The following is a 19449-nucleotide window of genomic DNA, read 5'->3' as shown; positions in this document are numbered from 1 at the left end:
TTTTATTAGAGGCAAACAGTATTGTTTTAGATTATTAGGGAGCGTACATTACAAATCAAAAGATGAAAAATTTATTCAAGGCTATAAGAAATAAAAACATAGACGAAGTCTCCGGAATAATAGATAAGAATCCGACTTTATTAAATGCTGTCGCAAAAGGAGTGTCCCAAAAGGACGATGGAGAAATTCCGCTGCAGACGGCAATCAAGACCGATAATTATGAAATTGCGCGATTACTTATTGAGCGTGGAGCAAATATAAAATTTGGGAAAACAGAAAATGAAGATAATGAATGGAGAAAACCGGTCTTACATTTTGCAGTTTCGGCTGTAGTCAACAATTCCAGGTTCGCCATTTATATTCCTAAATACAGCACTCAGAATACATCAGGGTTTTTAGGTTTATTTAAAAAGAATCAATGGAAAATTCACCCTGAACCAACTCAAAACTACCGGAAAGCAATTGAACTTTTGAAATTAATTATCACGCAAGGAGTCAATATTGACGTAACTGATAGCCATGGAATTAGCACTGTTGAAATATTGTGTAATGAAATTGAGAATGTTCAGGTAGATCGTTCAAAACCATTGAGCCGGGAAAGTATCGATGACTTGTATCCGGTTTTTGAATTAATAAAAGCAACAAAAATCAGTGATTTTATGGGAGCAAGTAAAAGAGGGAATACTATTTATGATAATTATAAGAGTACTATTGATCAGATTATACTGAACAAAGATGAGATTCTTTAAAAAAGACTTCAAATTATTATTTTACTATCTTTTCTTAAAATTTATCAATAGCCAAATGAAAATCTTTGAATTGGTTTTACTGTTGTTATTATGTAATAGTCAGGTTTTTGGGCAAAAAACTCAGGAAGCATTACTAATAGAATCTTTTCTTGACACCGGTGATGATGCTAAAGAGGGTTTTACAGATCAGCTTAGGTCTACACTCGAAAACTACGATATTAAAACATTCAATAATTTTAGACGAGTTTTGGATAGTTTAAATTCATATTTTACAATAAAGAATTCTGAAAAAGGTGATTATGAGTTGTTTACGCTGACAAATGAAGAGGGTCACTGGAGCTATGTTCTTAGAGATAAGGTAATTATAAATCGATCCGAAAAGACTTTTAATTATTTTTATGACATTCACAATCTGCCCAATAAGGAATATCTGCTCATAAAAAGAAGTGATGAAATGTCTTTTTCCTGTTCTGAGGCCTTTATTTATAATGGAAATATAAAATATGACTATTCTGATATCTCTACTCATGGATCGGATGGAAAGAAAGTATTGTTGGTTTGCAGCTGGACAAATGTTGATGAGAGCTATCCGGGTAAAATTGATATAGAAACAGGGCGTGAAATTGTCGAAGGCGGATTAAAAAGCTATAAACCCATAGAAATTGAATTTGATCCGAAAAAACAGCTTATTTTTTACTCTTTTTACCGAATGAAAGACGGACGAAAAATAACAAGAAAGGCAAAATACAGGAATTCTGATTTTAAAATCAAAAGTTATGATGCGAGATCATTCGAAGAATAAATGGGTTTTAAAACAGGTGTTTACAGATTTCTCTTTATACTCCAGTGATGGAATTGGAAAATACGCAATATGAAAAACAATAAAAAATACATATTTACATCTGAGCGGCTTGGATTTAGAAACTGGGATCAGGAGGATATAGATAAATTGTACCTCATAAATACGGATAAAAAAGTAATGGAATTTTTTCCTGATGTTTCTACAAAACAACAGACGACAGAATTTGTTCATAGAATGAAAAGTCAGTTTGAGGACAAAGGATTTTGTTATTTCGCAGTTGACAGGCTGGATAACCGGGAATTTATCGGCTTCATAGGACTTTCTGAACAAACATATGTAGCAGACTTTACGCCTTGTATCGACATTGGCTGGAGAATCAATAGTGGAGAATGGAATAAGGGTTATGCGACAGAAGGAGCGAAGAGATGTCTGGATTATGCCCGGAGTGTCTTAATGCTAGAAGATATTTATGCAGTGGCACCAAAAATAAACCTGAAATCTGAGCATATTATGAAAAAGATAGGACTCGAAAAGCAATATGAATTTGAACATACTTTGCTGGTAAATAATGACCGTCTCCGAACTTGTGTATTATATAAAACAAAAGGGCATTGTTAACAATGAAACTGGAAATCAATCCGTATGACGGACAACACTGCGAGACGACTGCAACGGGAACTTTGTTGAAACAGCTTGGTATTGATCTGTCAGAACCACTTCTTTTTGGTTTAGGTGAAGGGTTGGGATTTATATTCTGGAATATGAAATCCATGACTTTCCCCTTTATTGGAGGGCGTATTAAAACCGATCTTATAACTCAACATATTGCAAAAAATCTGGATATTGAACTAACGGTAAGGGAAACAACTTCAGTTCAAAAGGCCTGGAAGGATGTCAAAGAATGTTTGGACAGCGGAAAAGTTGTTGGTTTAAAATTGGATTGCTTTCATTTACAGTATTTCTCACGCCCCTTTCACTTTGCAGGGCACTATGCCGCTATTTACGGTTATGATGATAAAAATGCTTATCTGATTGATACGCGGCAGCAAGGCGGGCGCGTAAAAACGAGCTTAAAAAGTCTGGAATTAGCAAGGGCTGAGAAAGGTCCCATGTCTTCCAAAAATCTGTATTATACGCTACAGAAGGCAAGTAACCAATTTGACCTGAAAAATGCAATTACAACTGCCATCAGGAATAATGCTACTGATTATCTGAATCCGCCTATTACAAATATCGGGTATAAAGGAATTTTAAAGACAAGCACGGAAATCGTCAAATGGTTTAAAGCCAGCAGAGACATTCAAAATGAATTTAAGACATCTGCTATGATGATGGAGAGAGCAGGGACAGGAGGGGCTTTATTCAGAAATTTGTACCGGGATTTTTTAAAGGAAAGTTACGATCTGCTAAAGATTGAAAAACTAAATACAGGATACGAAGCTTTTATTGAGATTGCAGAACTATGGACTTCGATTTCACAATTGTTTGATAAAGTGAGCGTGACAGAAGACTTAAGCTATATACTGCAGGCATCAGAAATTTTGAAAACAATAGCAGACAAAGAAAAGAGGACTATGGAACTATTGCTGACCATATAACTGCTTAATAGTTTGGAACGGTATTAAAAGGCAAAAACTTTAGAATTCTAACAGGTTTTTATATGGTCGAATGAAAGAATGCTAGAAGTTTCCGGATGAAGTGGTGGAAATATCTGAGCTTTTAACGGGGAAATTTATCAGAATCTAATCAATTAAACAATTCATATTATGAGCTTAAAAACATTAATAACACACAGCGTTGATTATAACGTCTGGGTAACAGAACAATTAGTAAACTGGTTACAAAGTTGTAATGAAGAATCACTGTATAAAGAATGTCCTTCCAGTTTTAGCAGTATAGCAAAAACACTTAAACATATCAGTGATACACAATTGTATTGGTCTGCAATGATACGGGGAACGGCAATTCCAAGTTTTGAGTATATGGCTACTGATGTGGATATTGCAACGGAAATGGAAAATCTGGTAAATGAAGCTAAACTCCTGGCTGCTTATGTAAAGGAAAATGATGAAGGAATGCGTGAGAACTATTTAATAGAATCAGAATGGTTTTCTTCAAATTTTCCAAAATATGAATACTTACAACATCTGATCATTCATACCACCTACCATCGCGGGCAAATTGTCACTATCGGACATCATGTCGGAGGTGCCAAAGCTCCGATGATGGACTATAACTTCTGGAATGTAATGCGTCAACAAACATCATAAGAAAGGTACATTGCTTCGGATTATTACATTTCTGGAATTTAGGTTGTTTGATTAATGTAAGTGATGGTTTGATCTTTGTAATTTCTTTACCCGTGGTATACCTAACTTTGAATATCAAAATATAAGAGGTTATGAAGTATAGAAAATTAGGAAAATCAAACGAAGACATTTCTGCCATAGGCTTAGGCTGTATGGGGATGAGTTTTGCTTATGGTGCTTCTGACGATCAGCAAAGTATAGCGACTTTGCATAAAGCGTTGGATCTGGGAATTAATTTTTGGGATACAGCCGATATGTATGGTAATGGTACCAATGAGGAGTTGCTCTCAAAAGTACTTGTGCCTAACCGGGATAAAGTCTTTATTGCTACTAAATTCGGATTTAGATTCCGGGATGGGGTTGCACGGGCGAGCAATGCGAATGAAACTTATTTTGACGGCTCTCCGGAATGGATCAAGGTCGCAGTAGAAAATAGTTTGAAGCGACTAAAAGTAGATGTCATCGATCTTTATTATGCTCATCGTGTAGATCCGAATGTCCCCGTCGAAGAGACTGTAGGTGCTATGTCTGAGTTAGTGAAACAAGGCAAAGTCCGTTATCTGGGACTTAGTGAGGCTTCTCCTGAATCACTTAAAAAAGCGAATGCTGTACATCCGATTATGGCTCTGCAGAGTGAATATTCCCTGCTTACACGAGATGTAGAGGCTGAAATATTACCACTTTTAAAGGAACTGGATATTGCGCTGGTACCTTACTCACCATTGGCAAGAGGATTGGTTACCAATACACTCGATGTAAATCAGCTGGAAGATCAGGACTTCCGAAAATTTCTACCACGCTATCAGGGTGAGAATCTGGAGAATAATACGAATCTGGCTGCGGCATTTGCTTCCTTTGCTAAAGATAAAGGCGTTTCACCTGCACAACTTGCGCTGGCATGGGTACTTGCTCAGGGAGAGCAGATTATTCCGATACCGGGAACACGCCGGACAGAGCGGTTGATCGAAAATGCGGGAGCTGTTGATGTCTCTCTTTCGCCTTCCGAGTTACAGGAAATTGAAAAAATACTAGCTCAATATCCGAATGTCGGAGCACGCTACAACGAGGGATCTATGAAACTGGTCAATCGCTGATCCGATAGATAAACAGATTATTTTTGAAATATAAAGGCTCAGGTTTCTGTCTTCACCAGACAAGATACCTGAGCCTTTTAGTTATATAAGCATTCTTAAAACATATAAATTCAAATAAATATAAGAAAATATTTAAGTTTCTTTTTTAATTTAAATATCTGTTATTCAGTTGTTTAATTTATTTTTCAGATTTGCTGATACTCTTATTTATACGTGTAGAAGAAAAATAATCAGAAATTTTAAATCCAGATCTCATCCGTTATCGTAGATGAAAGAAACTACTGATTATAATTATAAACGTTAAATAGGATAACTATGAAAAATCTAACCACAAAAAATCCTACGTCGTCAATACAGGAAGAAATATTGACTGACGAAAGGTTGAGAAGAAGAGACTTCTTAAAATTTGCAGGAGCCAGTGCCGCAGGTTTGGCCATATTGGGGATGAGTAGTTGTAAGGACGATGATGATATGGTAGATATGGGCGGTAAAGAATATTACTTCGGTAGCGGAGATATTGCTATTCTTAACTATGCTTATGCACTTGAACAATTGGAGGCAGCATTTTACATTCAGGTAGCTGCATCTCCGTATTCGAATATTTCAGACTGGGAAAAAACCTTGTTTACCGATATTCGTGACCATGAAGTAGCACACAGAGAGTTTTTTAAAGCTGCTTTAGGTAAAAATGCAATTGCAAATCTGGAATTCAACTTTTCAGCGGTTAATTTTTCCAGCCGGGACAGTGTACTTGCAACAGCAAAAGCTTTTGAGGACCTGGGCGTATCGGCCTACAATGGTGCAGGTTGGTTGATAAAAGATGTCAATTATCTGCTTCTTGCCGGTAAGATTGTATCAGTTGAAGCCAGACACGCTGCTCTTGTACGTGACCTGATTGACAACGGTAGCTTTGCCAATTCGGAAGTAATAGACAGTAATGGACTGGATGTAGCCAAGAGCCCGACCGTAGTGTTGCAGACCGCTGCTCCATTTATTAAGTCCAAGATTAGTGTTCAAGATTTACCAACCTATTAATCCTCAGTATTATGAATTTATTTAATCTTTTTGATACGATTACGCAAGTTGATCCGGAGTTCAACGAACGCGTGAGTCCTCGTCGTGAGGCTATAAAAAATATGACATCTTTCGGCAAGAAAGTGACGCTTGCCGCTATGCCATTTGTTTTGAGTGAATTATTGAAAAAAGCGTACGGGCAGGTTCCGACAGATGTAAATGGTGTACTGAACTATGCCTTGACACTGGAATATCTGGAGGCCGAATTCTATACAAAAGGAGCTGCAGCAGCCAATCTGGTACCTGCCGGCAAACCTATGGGAGCGATTACCACCATCAGAGATCATGAAGTGGCGCATGTCAATTTTCTCAAGACTGTACTTGGCAATAACGCTGTCGCAAAGCCTACATTTGATTTTACGGCTGGTGGCACTTTTGGCAATGTATTTACAAATTATGATACGTTCTTAGCATTAGCACAGGCATTCGAAGATACCGGAGTCCGTGCTTATAAAGGACAGGCCGGCATTCTGAAAGGCAACAGAGTCGTATTGACGGCTGCTTTGCAGATTCATTCGGTAGAAGCAAGACATGCTTCACATATCCGTCAGATGAGAAGAGCAAGAGGCGGAGCTGCTGCAGATCAGAAACCGTGGATCACAGGAGCCAACGACAGTGGTATAGGTGCGGTAGTAGATCCGATATATGCAGGAGAAGATAATAAAGTACAAGGAGGTGTGGATATCACAACGCTGAATGCTGTAAATGGTAAAGTATCTGCAAATGCAGCAACTCAATCTTTTGATGAACCGCTAACTGCTGAAGCTGTGTTGAATATCGCAAGCCTTTTTATCGTTAAATAATTAGTGAGTACCACCCATATTTTGATACCTTCTGCTTAGCATATATGGAAGGTTAGAAATGTATACGTGCACAACTATGAGCAGTCGCAGACTAATATGTTTGCGGCTGTTTTTTGTTTAAGTCGCATTTTAGATTTTATCTTAAGTAGTTGATGCTGAGCCTTCTCAAAAAAATATGGAATAAACAATAGAAAGTTGAAGTAATAATTTATAGCAATACAGGTTTTTTAGGAATAGAGCCTAAATATTTCCCATAACATACATCTGGGACATAGTAGGGGTAGGGCTTCCACCTTGTTTTTCCAATGTAATTGCAAAAGCCTGAGCGCTCGGGATTGTGCTCATCATATTGACATCCAAAGTCTTATCTTGCGGGAAGACTCCGGCATCTACAGGTTTACCATCTACTATAGCCCACAGCTGATATTGCATACCTTCGGGTGCAGCAGGCATATTTTCCATGCTCAGATATACATTTTTGCTGTTTGAATCCCAGAATACCAGCGCTTTCAGACCAGGGTGATTTTCTACTCCGGCCAGTGTAATTGTCTTCATCTGCGGATCATGGATCATTTTCCATTTGTCCTGCAGATTAGCCAGTGCTTGTTGGGTTACATTATTTTCTGCTGCTACTTTTGCAAGCTGTGATTCGTTCTCTTTGGATTTATTGTGCAGATAAAGATTACCCAGTAAGCTACAAACAGAAATCAGTGAAGCTGCAACTGCAATTCGGCTCATTGTACGTGATGGCTGTACATTATCCAGATTTTTAATCTTAGAATCATCTTCGCTTTTCTGCTCAACAGGTAGCTGATTTTCTTCTGCCTGCGAAATAAAAGGGACTATATTTTCATTATCCGGATCTGTACTTTCCTGAGCGGATATTTTGTCCCAGATTGCTGTTTTCAGACCGGAAGGAGGAGGCATAGCATGGACCGTAGCAAAATCTTCCAGCGTTTGTTGCGCCTCCAGAATTGCTTGCTCCACTTCCGCATTATTTTTGCGTACGCATTCCAGGATACTTACTTCTTCTTCGGAAGCAAGCCCCATTACGTAAGCTTCGATAATGCCAGACGATATGTACTCTTTAATGTCCAATTTATTGATAATCTTTAAGTAATCTCCTTAGTTCGATGAGCGCTCCTCTGGTCCTCGTTTTGACAGTACCTAAGGGGATATCGAGCTTTACTGCTATTTCATTTTGCGTATATCCTTCAAAATACGCCATTTCTATTAATTCCCGCCAATCGGCCTTCAGTTCATTTAATACATTTTTGAAACCGATATGGTCCACATTCTCTGCCACCGCAAAATTATTAATTTCTTTATCATCTACGATATTTGGAAGAGATTGGTTTTTTTGTTCGTTCTGAACACTTTTGGATTTGATGTAATCAATAGCTGTGTTTCTTGCAATATTGATCATCCAGGTATACAACCTGCCTTTTCCGGAATCAAATGAATGAATATTATTCCATATTTTCACAAATATATCCTGAATCACTTCATCAGCATATTCTTTGGTGTTGACAATCCGGATTACAACTCCATACAACGCTCCTGCATAATTATCATACAGATAATTAAACGCCTTCTCGTCCTTGCTTTGCAAAGATGCGATAAGTTGTTCTTCAGAGGTATTATTTGCGTTATTCAATCAAACAGGCTTTGTACTCAAAGATATAAATATTTTGACGTTGTCCAAATAAAAAGAAATCTATAAATCAATAAGTTATTTATTATTGGTTTCAACCTTTACTTCAGGCAGTCGAAAGAAAAGAAAAGCAACAACTAACAATAATATAATACAGGTACCAATACTGTAATAATAGGCTGTCAGCATCCTGTTTGTGGTAAGAGATATTCTACTGAAATGAAAGAAAACAGTTGTGAGCAGACCAACTCCAATTCCGACAGCCAGTTGCTGTAAGGTGAGGTACATGCCGGATGCTATTCCGACTTTTTTCTCCGGAATAGTTTTGAGTGCCATAGTCATCATAGAAGGAAGAACAGTTCCACATCCCAATCCGTACCAGAAAAGAGTCAGCAGGATAACGGTATGCGAAACGTCAGACATACTAAATATCAGGAGGTGCATACACAAGCCTATGGCCATGATGGATATCCCGCTGAGTAAAACCCTTTTGCCGTGAACTACATTATATCGGATGGAGACAAGTGAGGCTATTACATATCCGATACCCTGTGCAACAAAATAAAGACCAGTCTGTGTAGAACTGACGTCCAGTCCTCTTTGCAAATAAAGAGAGGTCAGTATGAAATAAGAATCCTGTACCATGTAGTAGAACAGTGCCGACCATAGTCCCAGCCTGAAATAGGTGTTGCGAAATAAGCTGAAGTCTATTAAAGTCTCCAATCCCTTATTGTGATCTTTCTTTTGCAGATAAATAAAGCAAAGGGAACAGATGAAAGAACAGATCAGCAGGACGGTATACCACACAGACCAGGGATGTTCTGCAGCCTGTATGATTGGATAGATAAGTGTCATGATAGAGAACGCAAGCAGAATAACTCCGCTGATATTAAACCGTCCTTCAACAGGCTGATGATGATTCGGGAGGTAACGGATTGCTAATAAGAGCGAAACCAATCCTACAGGAATATTAATCAGAAAAATAAGTCTCCATCCTTCAATAATCCATTGTATATCCGGTAAAATACCGCCCAGAAACTGCCCCAGTACAGAGGCTGCTCCGGCGATGCTGCCATAAATTCCCAGAGCTTTGATACGATCTTTTTCGGTATCAAAGATGTCCGGAATAAACGCTATCCCCTGCGGGACCATAAAGGCAGAGCTAACTCCCTGTATAAGTCTGCCGACTAATAATATTTCTGCATTTGCCGCTATACCACATAGTGCGGATGAAAGAATAAAGAAAAACATACTGACATTATATACCTTTTTCTTACCCCAATATGTGCCCGCTTTACTTCCGGTAACCAGTAAACTCGCATATCCGATAACATAGAGAATGACAATCCATTGTGCCTGGCTGTCTTTAGCATGTAAGCCAGCCTGAATAGAAGGGAGGGAGACGTTGATTATAAAAAGATCGATTACAAAAAGGAAAATTCCGGTAGATACCAGAAGCAGCTGCACATATCTATTCATTGCTTTTTCATATATTTACAGTTCAAAATTGGAGTATAATTATAGTATAATCAAGTAGTTGTAAAAAGAGGTGTAGGTATGGAAAATAATACTAATACTGAGAATGAGAGTATTGCGGAGTTAAAAAATAAGTTACTAAAGCAAAATAGTTGTGACCTGTCTGCTGTTTTCAAAATTATAGGAGGGAAGTGGAAGATCATGCTCATAAAATCTATTTTGCAGGGATGTCCCAAACGCTTTGGTGAATTAAGAAGGGAACTGGAGGATCTCGCACAGACTACTCTGACCACACAGCTACGGGAGCTTGAACGAGACGGTATTATAAGCCGAAAAATTTATGCTGAAACACCTCCACGAGTAGAGTATAAACTGACACCGTTAGGCCTGACCCTTATTCCGGTAGTTCAGTCCCTAGAAGACTGGTGGCATCAGTATAATGCACAGAGAGCAGATGTATAAATCTGCTCTCTGTACTATAAGACCATTGCTAAGGTCTGTTAATTAAATTTGTATTACAACATCATTCCGCCGGATACTTCTATTCGTTGTGCATTTATCCAACGTGCCTCCTCTGTACAAAGGAAAGCCACTACACCGCCAATATCTTCAGGTAAACCTGCGCGGCCAAGAGCCGTCACAGAGGCAATAGTCTGATTCATATTTTCGTTGTCGCGTACAGCTCCGCCACCAAAGTCCGTTTCAATAGCACCTGGTGCAACAACATTGACCCGGATTCTTCTTTCTCCCAGTTCTTTTGCCAGATATTTGGTAAGTGTCTCTATAGCTCCCTTCATTGAAGCATAAGCCGCGTATCCCGGAAATGAAAAACGTGCAAGGCCGGTAGAGATATTGATTACGGAACCACCGTCATTCATAAGTGGAAGAGCCTTCTGTGTCAGAAAAAATACCCCTTTAAACTGAATATTAAGCAAGGTGTCAAAATCCTCCTCCGTTGTTTCTACAAAAGGCTTGTAAATACCTATGCCCGCATTATTAATAAGGTAATCGAAACGATCTGTTTCGAAAGTATCTTTTAAAACATGCTTTACCTTACCGAAAAAATCTTCAAAGCTTGCTGTATCCGCTACATTGAGCTGTATCGCAACGGCACGCTGTCCCAGCAAGGTTACCTGTTCCACTACTTCCTGTGCTTCATCATGCTTACTGTTGTAGGTCAGTATACAATCTATACCTTTTTGAGCCAGGCGAAGTACCATTTCTTTTCCCAGTCCGCGGCTTCCGCCTGTTACTAATGCAATATTGTGTTGTTTCATCTTATTTCTTATTTTACAGATGCAAAGTTATAGAGGACATTTCTGAAAAAATGGTGAGTAGTTCAGTATTTTGCACAGGTATGGAATCAGGCGACGCTGCTCATATTCTCCGCCGTTTGTTCTTCCAAAATCTGATTCCGGTACTGTTTTGGCGTTAATTGTGTGAATCGCTTGAAAAATTTAGTGAAGTTGGAAGGATCATAGGTCAGCAGCACCGCTATTTCCTGGATACTTTTATTCGGTTGAGCAAGCAGAATTTTAGCTTGTTCAATGATCTTTTCCTCAAAGAAGGAGCAGGCAGACCGTCCTGTAGTGCGTTTGATCGTATTGCTGAGGTGACGCGGATGAATGTGCATATGATCCGCAATATCTCTGATTTCATACATGTCCGATATCCTGCCATGTAACAAATCATCCAGATGCTTGTCCAGTTCATCCATAAAAATTGCAGTTAACTCCTGATGTCTTTGTGCTGTTTTTGTTGACGTATCCATACTTCTGGCTGCTAATACTTTCGAATATAGTTAAGATTTTAGAAAAAACTGAATTTTATGTTATGAGTATTCATCTGGATTTTATGTTATTTAATTATGTTTCAAATATTTCACTCCCTGGTTTTCTGTTTTGTAATTTGTTATTTATTTTTTTGTAATTCACTGGAATATTTTATCTTGGAATAATTTTTTGTGACCACTGTACATCATTATTTAGTGACTGGTCATGCTCCCCTTCAGAGAGCATCTGAATTGAAAAACATACTTATGGAAGAAACTAATCTTATCCGATTGTTAATCGTCGGTATTGTGGTCAGCAAACTGATTGTTGCTGTTTTGTTTATCTTATTCTATCGGAAAAATAAACAACTCTCAAAAGAGCGGCAATCTCTCGTAGATGCCAATGCTGAAATTAACCGTCATGTAGGCCGGATTGAAGAGCAAAACAGAGCACTTATTGAGGCAGAACAATTTAAAGCTAAGATATTCTCTGTTGTCTCACATGATTTGCGGGTACCTGTAAGTACATTTCAAACACTTTTATCCTTTTCCAGAGTGATAGAGATTCCTCCTGAAGAAATTCGGAAAACGCTGATTAAAATCGGTTCAGAGCTGGATGATTCATCCAAAATGCTGGATGAAGTACTGATCTGGGCTGCTGAACAAATGACAAATGAAAAAATAATCTTTACTCCATTGTCAGCTTATGAACGTGTAGAAGAAGCATATAATTTGTTTTATGAACGCATCAACTTCAAACAACTGATATTTATTAATAAGATTCCTAAGGACTTTGTTCTTATGGGTAACAAAAAAATAGTAGATCTTATTATTCGTAATCTGATAAGTAATGCCGTGAAGTTCAGTCTCAGCGGACAGGAGATTGTAGTCGGTCTCTCGTCTTCACCGACTAATCATATATTGTATGTTCAGGATAATGGTGTTGGTATGAGTGAAGAGCAGGTGGCAGCTTTGCAAACTGCAACCATTAAATCCAGTTCGGAAGGAACTTTCAAAGAAAAAGGGACTGGTATCGGCCTTGTTTTATGTTATGATTTTGCACATCGTCTGGGCTGGAATATAGATGTCAGCAGTAAAGAGGGAAGTGGAAGTGTTTTTCAAATCCAAATCCCTGTTAGTGCTTCTTAGCTGAATAATCTGTGTTGCTTACTTACTGATCTTTTGGCTTGGCATCAATTAAAATAGCCAGCTGAATACATGGAGTGTCTGATCTGTTGCTCCAGGCATGGTTAGTACCACATTGAATAACGATATCTCCCGGATGTAACAGCGTTTCTTCACTGTCGGTAATCAGATATATCTCCCCGGAAAGAATTGCAATGTAATCCAGACTGGGCGTTTTGTGCATCAGCGGATGTGGCTGTCCGGCAGGAGCACTGATCCCCAATTCCTGATCCGGTGGAATCTGTACATATCTGAAATAAGTGCCATTTCTGATAGGATTCGGAATAGCAGTATTGAGTATAGGTGTTTCGGCAGATAAACTCGCCGGCATTTCGCTCGTCTGCCAGATGTCTGAGATAATGAGACCCGGGTAGTGTTCCGAAACATTTGTGACAGTCTCATCACTTTCAATATAGGATCGTCCATTCGCTTCAGCCGTAATAATTCTTCTGGGTATAGTGTTCATATGATCAGATTTGATTTTGCATAATTAGTTTTGATCCCGAGGTGCCATTATTTTGTAGTACATGTTGTGCATACTCTGCATTTTCAGCAGACAGTCCTCCGATTACCGTTATAGCGGGGGGTGTTACCTGAGTTTCATCGATATAACGGCGGATCTGTTCCAGCGACTGCCTGAAATAGGTATATCTTTTCTCTCTGGCATACACAAAGTTTGAAATGTGATGGATAGTCGCTCCGATATCAAAAAGCTGGGCTCTGCCTTCAGACGAGATTCTATTGGTGATGTCTGCATACACTGCATTTGCCTTCATGACCGCTGCCGATATTTCAGATAGATATTCGCCTACGCAATCTACTACAATATCAAATTTGATTCCTCCGTTCCGTCTTATTAATTCACTACTTAAATCTGGACTATGATAGTCCACTATCTGCTCCTCCTGTAAGCCGATTTTTCTCAGTTGTTCTGTTTTATTTTTATTTCCGGCTGTGACAGTCAGATACTTTATACCTTTCGCTAACAGTAACTTGATAAAGAAATTTCCGACACCTGAAGAAGCTCCTGTGACGAGTATACGTGTATCAGGTCTTATCGAAATGCGGTTGAGGACCTGTAATGCTGTTATGCCAACGACAGGTAAAGCTGCTGCCTGTTCAAAGGATATGGAACGAGGTTTGCGTACAGCGATTTCCTGAGGTACAAGGATATGTGTTGCATAACTTCCGTTAGACCCCATACTGCCGCAGGCACAGAATACTTCATCTCCGATACGGAAATCCGTAACAGCTGAGCCTGTTTTTTCTACTATACCCGAAAGTTCACGCCCGAGTATTGGTGAGAAAAGATATTTTCTTTCCTGCTCGCTTTCGCGCATCTGATAATCGATAGGATTGAAGGCTGAAGCCATGATGCGAATGAGAATTTCATTTTCAGAGATAGAACGGATTTGGACCTCCTGGTCTGTCAGTTCGTTCTTATCATTTAATACGATTGCTTTCATCTTTACCGTTTTGTTACAAAGTTACAGGGCAAATGGTATAACTTTAGTACCAGTTAACCATTGGTTACCGGTAACACTAATGAAATCAGGATATGAGCAATACTGCTAATAACGTAAAGGTCCGTGAGACGACCTGCGGTGAAGAACTGATGGCTATACGGGATAGTCTGGATATATTGGGGGGGAAATGGAAATTGATGATCCTGCGTTATCTCAGCAATCGTCAGGGACAGGATATACATTTTAAAAAAATGCAAAGAGAAATATCCGGAATTTCTGCGAAGATGCTAAGTAAAGAACTAAAAGACCTCGAACGCAATCTGCTGATTACACGTTCGGTACAGGATCAGCATTTGATAATGGTTTATTATGCCGTTACGGAATACGGAATGAGTGTATTACCACTGACAGAAAATCTTGTTGAATGGGGACTTTATCATCGGCAGAAGATAAAAGCAGAAATGAAATAAGTTTGCAAACGGGATTGTAGTTGGAGAGAATATCGTAGTAGGAGAAGGAGGCTGTGCGTACAGCCCCGCCTGACCATACGGTCTGACGAGGCTGTACCTTTTACGGAATTAAAAGCTATGCTTTTTACATTTTTTCTTGTTTTTGTTTTTCCTGCTTTTGCTCATAATAAGAAATCATTTGGGCGAGTTCATTTAAATCAAGATCAGATTCGATGTCCAGAAAAACCAATTCTTCATCATCTGCGATTCCAAGCATTAGTCTTTTGATACGATCACCTTTCATTTTGCCATTGATAGATACTATAGAACCTTCACTATGAATACTGGCCATTTCTTCAAATTTATTCTTTGCCAGATATTTGTTGAAATCCTTCATAAGAAGACCTTTTTTATCATTTGATATCGTCATCACTTTAAGACTTTTGAGCTTCTTGAGCAGCATCGCGATCATCGGATCTTCCTCTTCCAGTTCTTTTATAGAACTTTTTAAAAACGGATTAAATAATAATCCAGGTACTTTTACGGATACAATTTCTGCACCTTTTGAGATACTGTTGTGCTGCACAAAATCCATATTCGGACGGCTCTTTACCATACAGCTTTGCAACAGAAAGCAACTGATCAGGATAAGGGTAGAGGTAAGTAGAGTTTTCATAATTAGTTTACACTGTTGATTAGTTTACTGATATCATCGTATTTTACTCTACCATCCAATATCATAAAGATGGTCGAATCATCTGTAATAATACTGAGTAATAAGTTATTGATGTTTTCGGATTGTGTGTTTTCTGCCAGGAACTTAATTTTATTTTCTTCCGAATTGATCACCATCAGTTCTTCATAGTTTAACTTACTGATTGCTTTAGATACATCCGATTGCAATTCAGGAGTATCTCCTTCTACAATCAGCATTTTAATTGAATTGATATTTGTCAGAAGCGGCCGGATACTTTCAAGATCGTTATCTGATAATTTCATTTTATTGAGCATCGAAAACATAGGCTTTCCGATCTTAATAGAAGTGACACCTTTGCCTTCTTTGTACTGATCAAAAATCTGATCGAGTTTTGACAGTTGCGCCTGAGATATGCTAAAGCAGAGCAGGCTCACGATAATTAATAAATGTTTCATTTTTTTTGGTTTTAAAGTTCTATAGTTAAATATTTAATATTCTGAGTTGCTTCCAATCCCTTTCTAATGTTATTCGATGCCAAAGTGAGTACTTCTTCGGTGATTTTTAATGCTTCTTCATTGTAGACCTTTACTCCGTTTACCTCTACATAAAGTTCATTTTCAGTAGCAGAGACAGAAGTTTTTTCTGCTATTTCTCTTTTAGTAGTCTTCTTTTTTTGCGGGTGCCTGATCGCTGCTATTCTGACCGGAGTTTCTACTGCTGGTTGTATAGTACTTACTTCCGGCAGTTTTTGTGTTTCTTTCTTTACTGGTGAAGTGGCATCTGGTTTTGTATCAGTCGTTTTTACCAGATTGGTATTATCTTTTGGAGTTGCATTGAAATACCATATTCCCCCTGCGATAAAAAGCAATGATGCAGCAACAGACAGGGTACGGTATATACTTCGGATTTTACGCTTCTCATTCTGCTGATGTTCCGGCTCAACTGTATTCATGAAATCATCAAATTGCAGATTCATTTCTTCTTCAGCAGCTTTAAGTACAGAAAAGTAAGGATCTGCCTCTTCTGCCTCGCGGATCATACGATCTTCTTCCAATGAAGATTCTCCCGCCCAGTATTTAGCTTTTAATCGCTCTAATTCTTCTTTCTTCATAATCAAAAATCATTGTTAATCCATTTTTTACGGTATTCCGTGCACGGGACAGATTCACTCTGGCCGCATTCTCATCTATTCCTGTTAACTCACATATGGTCTCAAATTCATACTCTTCTATGTCCCGTAGATACATCACCAATCTTTGCTTCTCAGGTAGCCTGTCGATCAGCTGGAGAATCAGGTCGCGGGTCAGCGCCGGGTATTTCTCTTTCTGAACCTGCGGCATTTCATAACTTTCTGCCTTGTATTTTACAGCTTCCCGGTTTATCTTATTTAAAGCCAGGTTTTTTGTCATACGCATAGCATAAGCTTCAAGATTTGATACTTTGTCAAGCTCCATGCGAGATTCCCAAAGTTTAATAAGTACTTCCTGTACAATATCAAAAGCATCTTGCGGATCCATCAGGAAGCGATTAGCAAACCGGAATAATTTATCCTTATGGATAAAAACGACCGATTTAAATGTTTCCTGTGTCATATTTTAGCTGCTTTATATGGAGAAGACAATTGGGGAGGGGGAAATATTACATCTCATATTGAATTTATTTTCAGAAATCAATATTTTAAATATTATTTATATGTAAATGAGGTATTTATGTTTTTTTTATTTTGTTAATAATTAGGTTAAATTGATCAGATAGGGGGCGTATGTCCGAATTTTTTTTCGAGAACCTGATGTCTGTATCGGAATATTTCATCTAATCTTGGTTTGACCATCCAATTGTGGCTTAACTCCCCGAGCCATCCAAACGGCAATTCATAATCTACGGTATCTTTCATCAGTACACCTTTATCATTGGGAATAAATTCATGGTGATGATTCCATAACTTATATGGCCCTTTAGCCTGAAAATCTGTAAAACTCTTCTGATAGTCTACCTGCGTGATTTTAGTTTCCCAGTTCATGCTGATTCCGAATAGTGGTGAAACCCGATAGCGAATGAGCATTCCTTCATAAATTTCATCATTGGCAAAAGATGTCAATACGGTGAATTTCATTTCGGGAGGAGTAATTTTGGAAAGATTACCTGCTGCGGAAAAAAATGTCCATGCGGTCTGCAAATCGCAGTTGAGCTGTTGTTCCTGGTATAATCGGTGTATCATTGTTTTAATTAGAGGTAGAGAATTGAGTAAATAATATAGATTAAAGATAGTGATTCCTGAGGTTGTAAAGGGAGTAGGAAAGAGAAGTTTGTTCAAATTTCTTTATTTAATCTATAAATTATTTTAACTGTATTAACAGGGACTCTGAATATTCTCTTACCTTTACGGTTCAACAGATTTTGAAAAAGATGAAAGAAGGCTTTGAAATATTTTTAAAGAAATTTGAGAACAGAATACATGAGCTGTTCCACCACGAATCAGATATAAACGAATTAAGTATAAACCGTGGACTTCCTCAGGATGTCTGGGACAAAATAATGGAACTAAAGCCTCTTTCTGTCGCCATCCCAGAAAATTTTGGAGGAAGAGGAGCAAAGGTCAGTGAATGTCTGTCCATCCTTGCTGCAGCTTCTTATGAATCTTTACCCTTATCCCTGACTTTTGGCATTAATATCGCACTTTTTCTGGAGCCATTAGCAAAATATGGACATCCAGAAATACAGCAACCGATATTTGATCGTTTCCTCCAGCATAAGGCGATGGGTGGTCTGATGATTACAGAACCCGACTTCGGGAGTGATGCGCTAAATATGCGCACCCAATATGAAGAGTCGGAAACCGGCTATAAGCTTAAGGGACAAAAACACTGGCAGGGATTGACAGGAATGGCAGATTTTTGGATCATTGCTGCCCGTAAAGATGCGGGAAAAGGAGATCTGGCCAGAGATGTTGAATTTTTTGTTACAGATAACAGCCGCCCTGAGCAACAGATACAGGTAGAACATTATTTTAATAATCTTGGGCTTTATATGATTCCGTATGGTATGAACACCATCGATCTGGAAGTACCTGCCAATCAGAAATTATTACAGAAAAGTACCGGTATCAAGATGATGCTTGATATTCTTCACCGCAGTCGCTTGCAGTTTCCGGGTATGGGAATGGGCTTTATCAAACGTATGCTGGATGAAGCATTGTCACATTGTACCAACCGTAAGGTAGGAGGGCAGCAGTTACTGGCTTTAGATTCTGTACAATATCAGATATCCCGTATTCAATCTTCGTACAGTCTCTGTTCAGGTATGTGCGCACGTAGTTCTTCTATGAGCGGGATCGATCAGGACCTGGCTACTGCCGGACTGGAAGCCAACAGTATGAAAGCGTTGGTAACTGATCTGATGCAGGAAGCTGCGCAGATCTGTGTGCAACTGTCGGGTTCGAGCGGTTATAAAATTGATCACGTAGCCGGACGCGGTATTGTAGACAGCAGACCTTTCCAGATTTTTGAAGGATCTAACGAAATGCTTTATACACAGATTGCAGAGATGGTCATCAAGCAGATGAAGAAATCCAAGGAAAGCAATTTTGGCCAGTATTTGCAAGGATTTGAACGTTGTGACCGTGTCGCAGTCCTGTTTAAGCGTGTGTTGGATTTTCAGATCTCTGAAAGCCTGGTACAGAGACAAATGGTTGTTCTTGGTAAAATTATCGCCCGCTTAGTATGTTTACAGTATGTCGGCGATATGACAGATAAAGGTTTTAGAACGGATCTGTATGACAACTGTGTCAAGCATATAAAGATGGATGTCAAAAAATTATTGTCTGATTTCCTGAATTATAATGATGCAAAACCAATTGTAGAGTATCAGGAACAGTCTAACTGGATGGATTTTATTTAATCATATATATTGATTAAAAAGGG

General features: G+C 38.6%; 24 protein-coding genes. 12 read left to right on the top strand and 12 right to left on the bottom strand.

From position 1 onward, the window contains the following. The first annotated feature begins 62 nt into the window (after nucleotides 1-62). The 8 genes from B4B65_RS14565 (at nucleotide 63) to B4B65_RS14530 (ending at nucleotide 6831) form a co-directional block, all read left to right on the top strand. Entirely contained in the window at nucleotides 63-749 is a 687-nt protein-coding gene (locus tag B4B65_RS14565; RefSeq protein WP_293916293.1) for an ankyrin repeat domain-containing protein, read from the top strand. After that, complete coding sequence (locus tag B4B65_RS14560; protein ID WP_293916291.1) at nucleotides 736-1551, top strand: hypothetical protein; 816 nt, start codon at nucleotides 736-738, stop codon at nucleotides 1549-1551. Before B4B65_RS14565 ends, B4B65_RS14560 begins: the two co-directional genes overlap by 14 nt. A gap of 69 nt (nucleotides 1552-1620) precedes the next feature. Beyond that, nucleotides 1621-2169 (top strand): GNAT family N-acetyltransferase, encoded by a 549-nt coding sequence (locus B4B65_RS14555; protein WP_293916290.1) that lies wholly within the window; start codon nucleotides 1621-1623, stop codon nucleotides 2167-2169. A 2-nt stretch (nucleotides 2170-2171) separates the two neighbouring features. Next, the gene (locus tag B4B65_RS14550; RefSeq protein WP_293916289.1) at nucleotides 2172-3149 is read left to right on the top strand and encodes a BtrH N-terminal domain-containing protein; all 978 of its coding nucleotides are present in this window, start codon (nucleotides 2172-2174) and stop codon (nucleotides 3147-3149) included. Between the two features lie 168 nt (nucleotides 3150-3317). Next, complete coding sequence (locus B4B65_RS14545; protein ID WP_201679727.1) at nucleotides 3318-3821, top strand: DinB family protein; 504 nt, start codon at nucleotides 3318-3320, stop codon at nucleotides 3819-3821. A gap of 131 nt (nucleotides 3822-3952) precedes the next feature. Continuing rightward, a complete protein-coding gene (locus B4B65_RS14540; protein ID WP_201679726.1) occupies nucleotides 3953-4954 on the top strand; it encodes an aldo/keto reductase in 1002 nt (333 codons plus the stop codon). A gap of 315 nt (nucleotides 4955-5269) precedes the next feature. Beyond that, entirely contained in the window at nucleotides 5270-5989 is a 720-nt protein-coding gene (locus tag B4B65_RS14535) for a ferritin-like domain-containing protein (protein ID WP_002994395.1), read from the top strand. Nucleotides 5990-6000: 11 nt separating this feature from the next. Continuing rightward, nucleotides 6001-6831: a ferritin-like domain-containing protein gene (locus B4B65_RS14530; RefSeq protein WP_201679725.1), complete on the top strand. Its 831-nt coding sequence runs from the start codon at nucleotides 6001-6003 to the stop codon at nucleotides 6829-6831. A gap of 240 nt (nucleotides 6832-7071) precedes the next feature. On the opposite strand, the gene B4B65_RS14525 is transcribed toward B4B65_RS14530, so the two are convergent. From B4B65_RS14525 to B4B65_RS14515, 3 genes are all read right to left on the bottom strand, one after another. After that, nucleotides 7072-7929 (bottom strand): anti-sigma factor, encoded by an 858-nt coding sequence (locus B4B65_RS14525; protein WP_293916288.1) that lies wholly within the window; start codon nucleotides 7927-7929, stop codon nucleotides 7072-7074. 1 nt (nucleotide 7930) lies between these two features. Next, nucleotides 7931-8488: an RNA polymerase sigma factor gene (locus B4B65_RS14520; RefSeq protein WP_201679724.1), complete on the bottom strand. Its 558-nt coding sequence runs from the start codon at nucleotides 8486-8488 to the stop codon at nucleotides 7931-7933. A gap of 75 nt (nucleotides 8489-8563) precedes the next feature. Continuing rightward, a complete protein-coding gene (locus B4B65_RS14515; protein ID WP_293916287.1) occupies nucleotides 8564-9964 on the bottom strand; it encodes an MFS transporter in 1401 nt (466 codons plus the stop codon). A gap of 78 nt (nucleotides 9965-10042) precedes the next feature. Here B4B65_RS14515 and B4B65_RS14510 point away from each other — a divergent pair, with 78 nt between their 5' ends. Further along, complete coding sequence (locus B4B65_RS14510) at nucleotides 10043-10423, top strand: winged helix-turn-helix transcriptional regulator (RefSeq protein ID WP_293916286.1); 381 nt, start codon at nucleotides 10043-10045, stop codon at nucleotides 10421-10423. Between the two features lie 53 nt (nucleotides 10424-10476). Here B4B65_RS14510 and B4B65_RS14505 read toward each other — a convergent pair whose 3' ends face one another. Then, on the bottom strand, nucleotides 10477-11238 hold the full coding sequence (locus B4B65_RS14505) for an SDR family NAD(P)-dependent oxidoreductase (protein ID WP_293916285.1): 762 nt from the start codon (nucleotides 11236-11238) through the stop codon (nucleotides 10477-10479). An 86-nt stretch (nucleotides 11239-11324) separates the two neighbouring features. Then, complete coding sequence (locus B4B65_RS14500; protein WP_293916284.1) at nucleotides 11325-11732, bottom strand: helix-turn-helix domain-containing protein; 408 nt, start codon at nucleotides 11730-11732, stop codon at nucleotides 11325-11327. A 267-nt stretch (nucleotides 11733-11999) separates the two neighbouring features. On the opposite strand from B4B65_RS14500, the gene B4B65_RS14495 reads away from it, so the two are divergent. Continuing rightward, nucleotides 12000-12881, top strand: a complete 882-nt coding sequence (locus B4B65_RS14495; RefSeq protein ID WP_293916283.1) for a sensor histidine kinase — start codon at nucleotides 12000-12002, stop codon at nucleotides 12879-12881. Between the two features lie 22 nt (nucleotides 12882-12903). Here B4B65_RS14495 and B4B65_RS14490 read toward each other — a convergent pair whose 3' ends face one another. Together B4B65_RS14490 and B4B65_RS14485 are read right to left on the bottom strand one after the other, a co-directional pair. Continuing rightward, complete coding sequence (locus B4B65_RS14490; RefSeq protein ID WP_293916282.1) at nucleotides 12904-13383, bottom strand: cupin domain-containing protein; 480 nt, start codon at nucleotides 13381-13383, stop codon at nucleotides 12904-12906. A gap of 4 nt (nucleotides 13384-13387) precedes the next feature. Beyond that, nucleotides 13388-14383: a quinone oxidoreductase family protein gene (locus B4B65_RS14485; RefSeq protein WP_293916281.1), complete on the bottom strand. Its 996-nt coding sequence runs from the start codon at nucleotides 14381-14383 to the stop codon at nucleotides 13388-13390. Between the two features lie 92 nt (nucleotides 14384-14475). Here B4B65_RS14485 and B4B65_RS14480 point away from each other — a divergent pair, with 92 nt between their 5' ends. Next, nucleotides 14476-14853: a winged helix-turn-helix transcriptional regulator gene (locus B4B65_RS14480; RefSeq protein WP_293916280.1), complete on the top strand. Its 378-nt coding sequence runs from the start codon at nucleotides 14476-14478 to the stop codon at nucleotides 14851-14853. Nucleotides 14854-14977: 124 nt separating this feature from the next. Here B4B65_RS14480 and B4B65_RS14475 read toward each other — a convergent pair whose 3' ends face one another. From B4B65_RS14475 to B4B65_RS14455, 5 genes are all read right to left on the bottom strand, one after another. Continuing rightward, on the bottom strand, nucleotides 14978-15508 hold the full coding sequence (locus B4B65_RS14475) for a DUF4252 domain-containing protein (RefSeq protein WP_293916279.1): 531 nt from the start codon (nucleotides 15506-15508) through the stop codon (nucleotides 14978-14980). Between the two features lie 2 nt (nucleotides 15509-15510). Further along, the gene (locus B4B65_RS14470; protein WP_201679714.1) at nucleotides 15511-15984 is read right to left on the bottom strand and encodes a DUF4252 domain-containing protein; all 474 of its coding nucleotides are present in this window, start codon (nucleotides 15982-15984) and stop codon (nucleotides 15511-15513) included. 11 nt (nucleotides 15985-15995) lie between these two features. Then, nucleotides 15996-16640, bottom strand: a complete 645-nt coding sequence (locus tag B4B65_RS14465) for a hypothetical protein (RefSeq protein ID WP_293916278.1) — start codon at nucleotides 16638-16640, stop codon at nucleotides 15996-15998. Continuing rightward, the gene (locus B4B65_RS14460; RefSeq protein ID WP_293916277.1) at nucleotides 16606-17121 is read right to left on the bottom strand and encodes an RNA polymerase sigma factor; all 516 of its coding nucleotides are present in this window, start codon (nucleotides 17119-17121) and stop codon (nucleotides 16606-16608) included. The genes B4B65_RS14465 and B4B65_RS14460 overlap by 35 nt, the downstream gene beginning before the upstream one ends. A 155-nt stretch (nucleotides 17122-17276) precedes the next feature. Continuing rightward, the gene (locus B4B65_RS14455) at nucleotides 17277-17747 is read right to left on the bottom strand and encodes an SRPBCC family protein (protein WP_293916276.1); all 471 of its coding nucleotides are present in this window, start codon (nucleotides 17745-17747) and stop codon (nucleotides 17277-17279) included. Nucleotides 17748-17935: 188 nt separating this feature from the next. Between B4B65_RS14455 and B4B65_RS14450 the strand changes: the two genes are divergently transcribed. After that, entirely contained in the window at nucleotides 17936-19426 is a 1491-nt protein-coding gene (locus B4B65_RS14450; RefSeq protein WP_293916275.1) for an acyl-CoA dehydrogenase family protein, read from the top strand. Nucleotides 19427-19449 lie beyond the last annotated feature (23 nt).

This window comes from Sphingobacterium sp. UBA5789 (assembly GCF_002418355.1).
In the GTDB taxonomy this organism is placed as follows: Bacteria; Bacteroidota; Bacteroidia; order Sphingobacteriales; family Sphingobacteriaceae; genus Sphingobacterium.
Note: the sequence above shows the minus strand (reverse complement) of the source record. Positions and strands in the feature narration are given on the sequence as shown.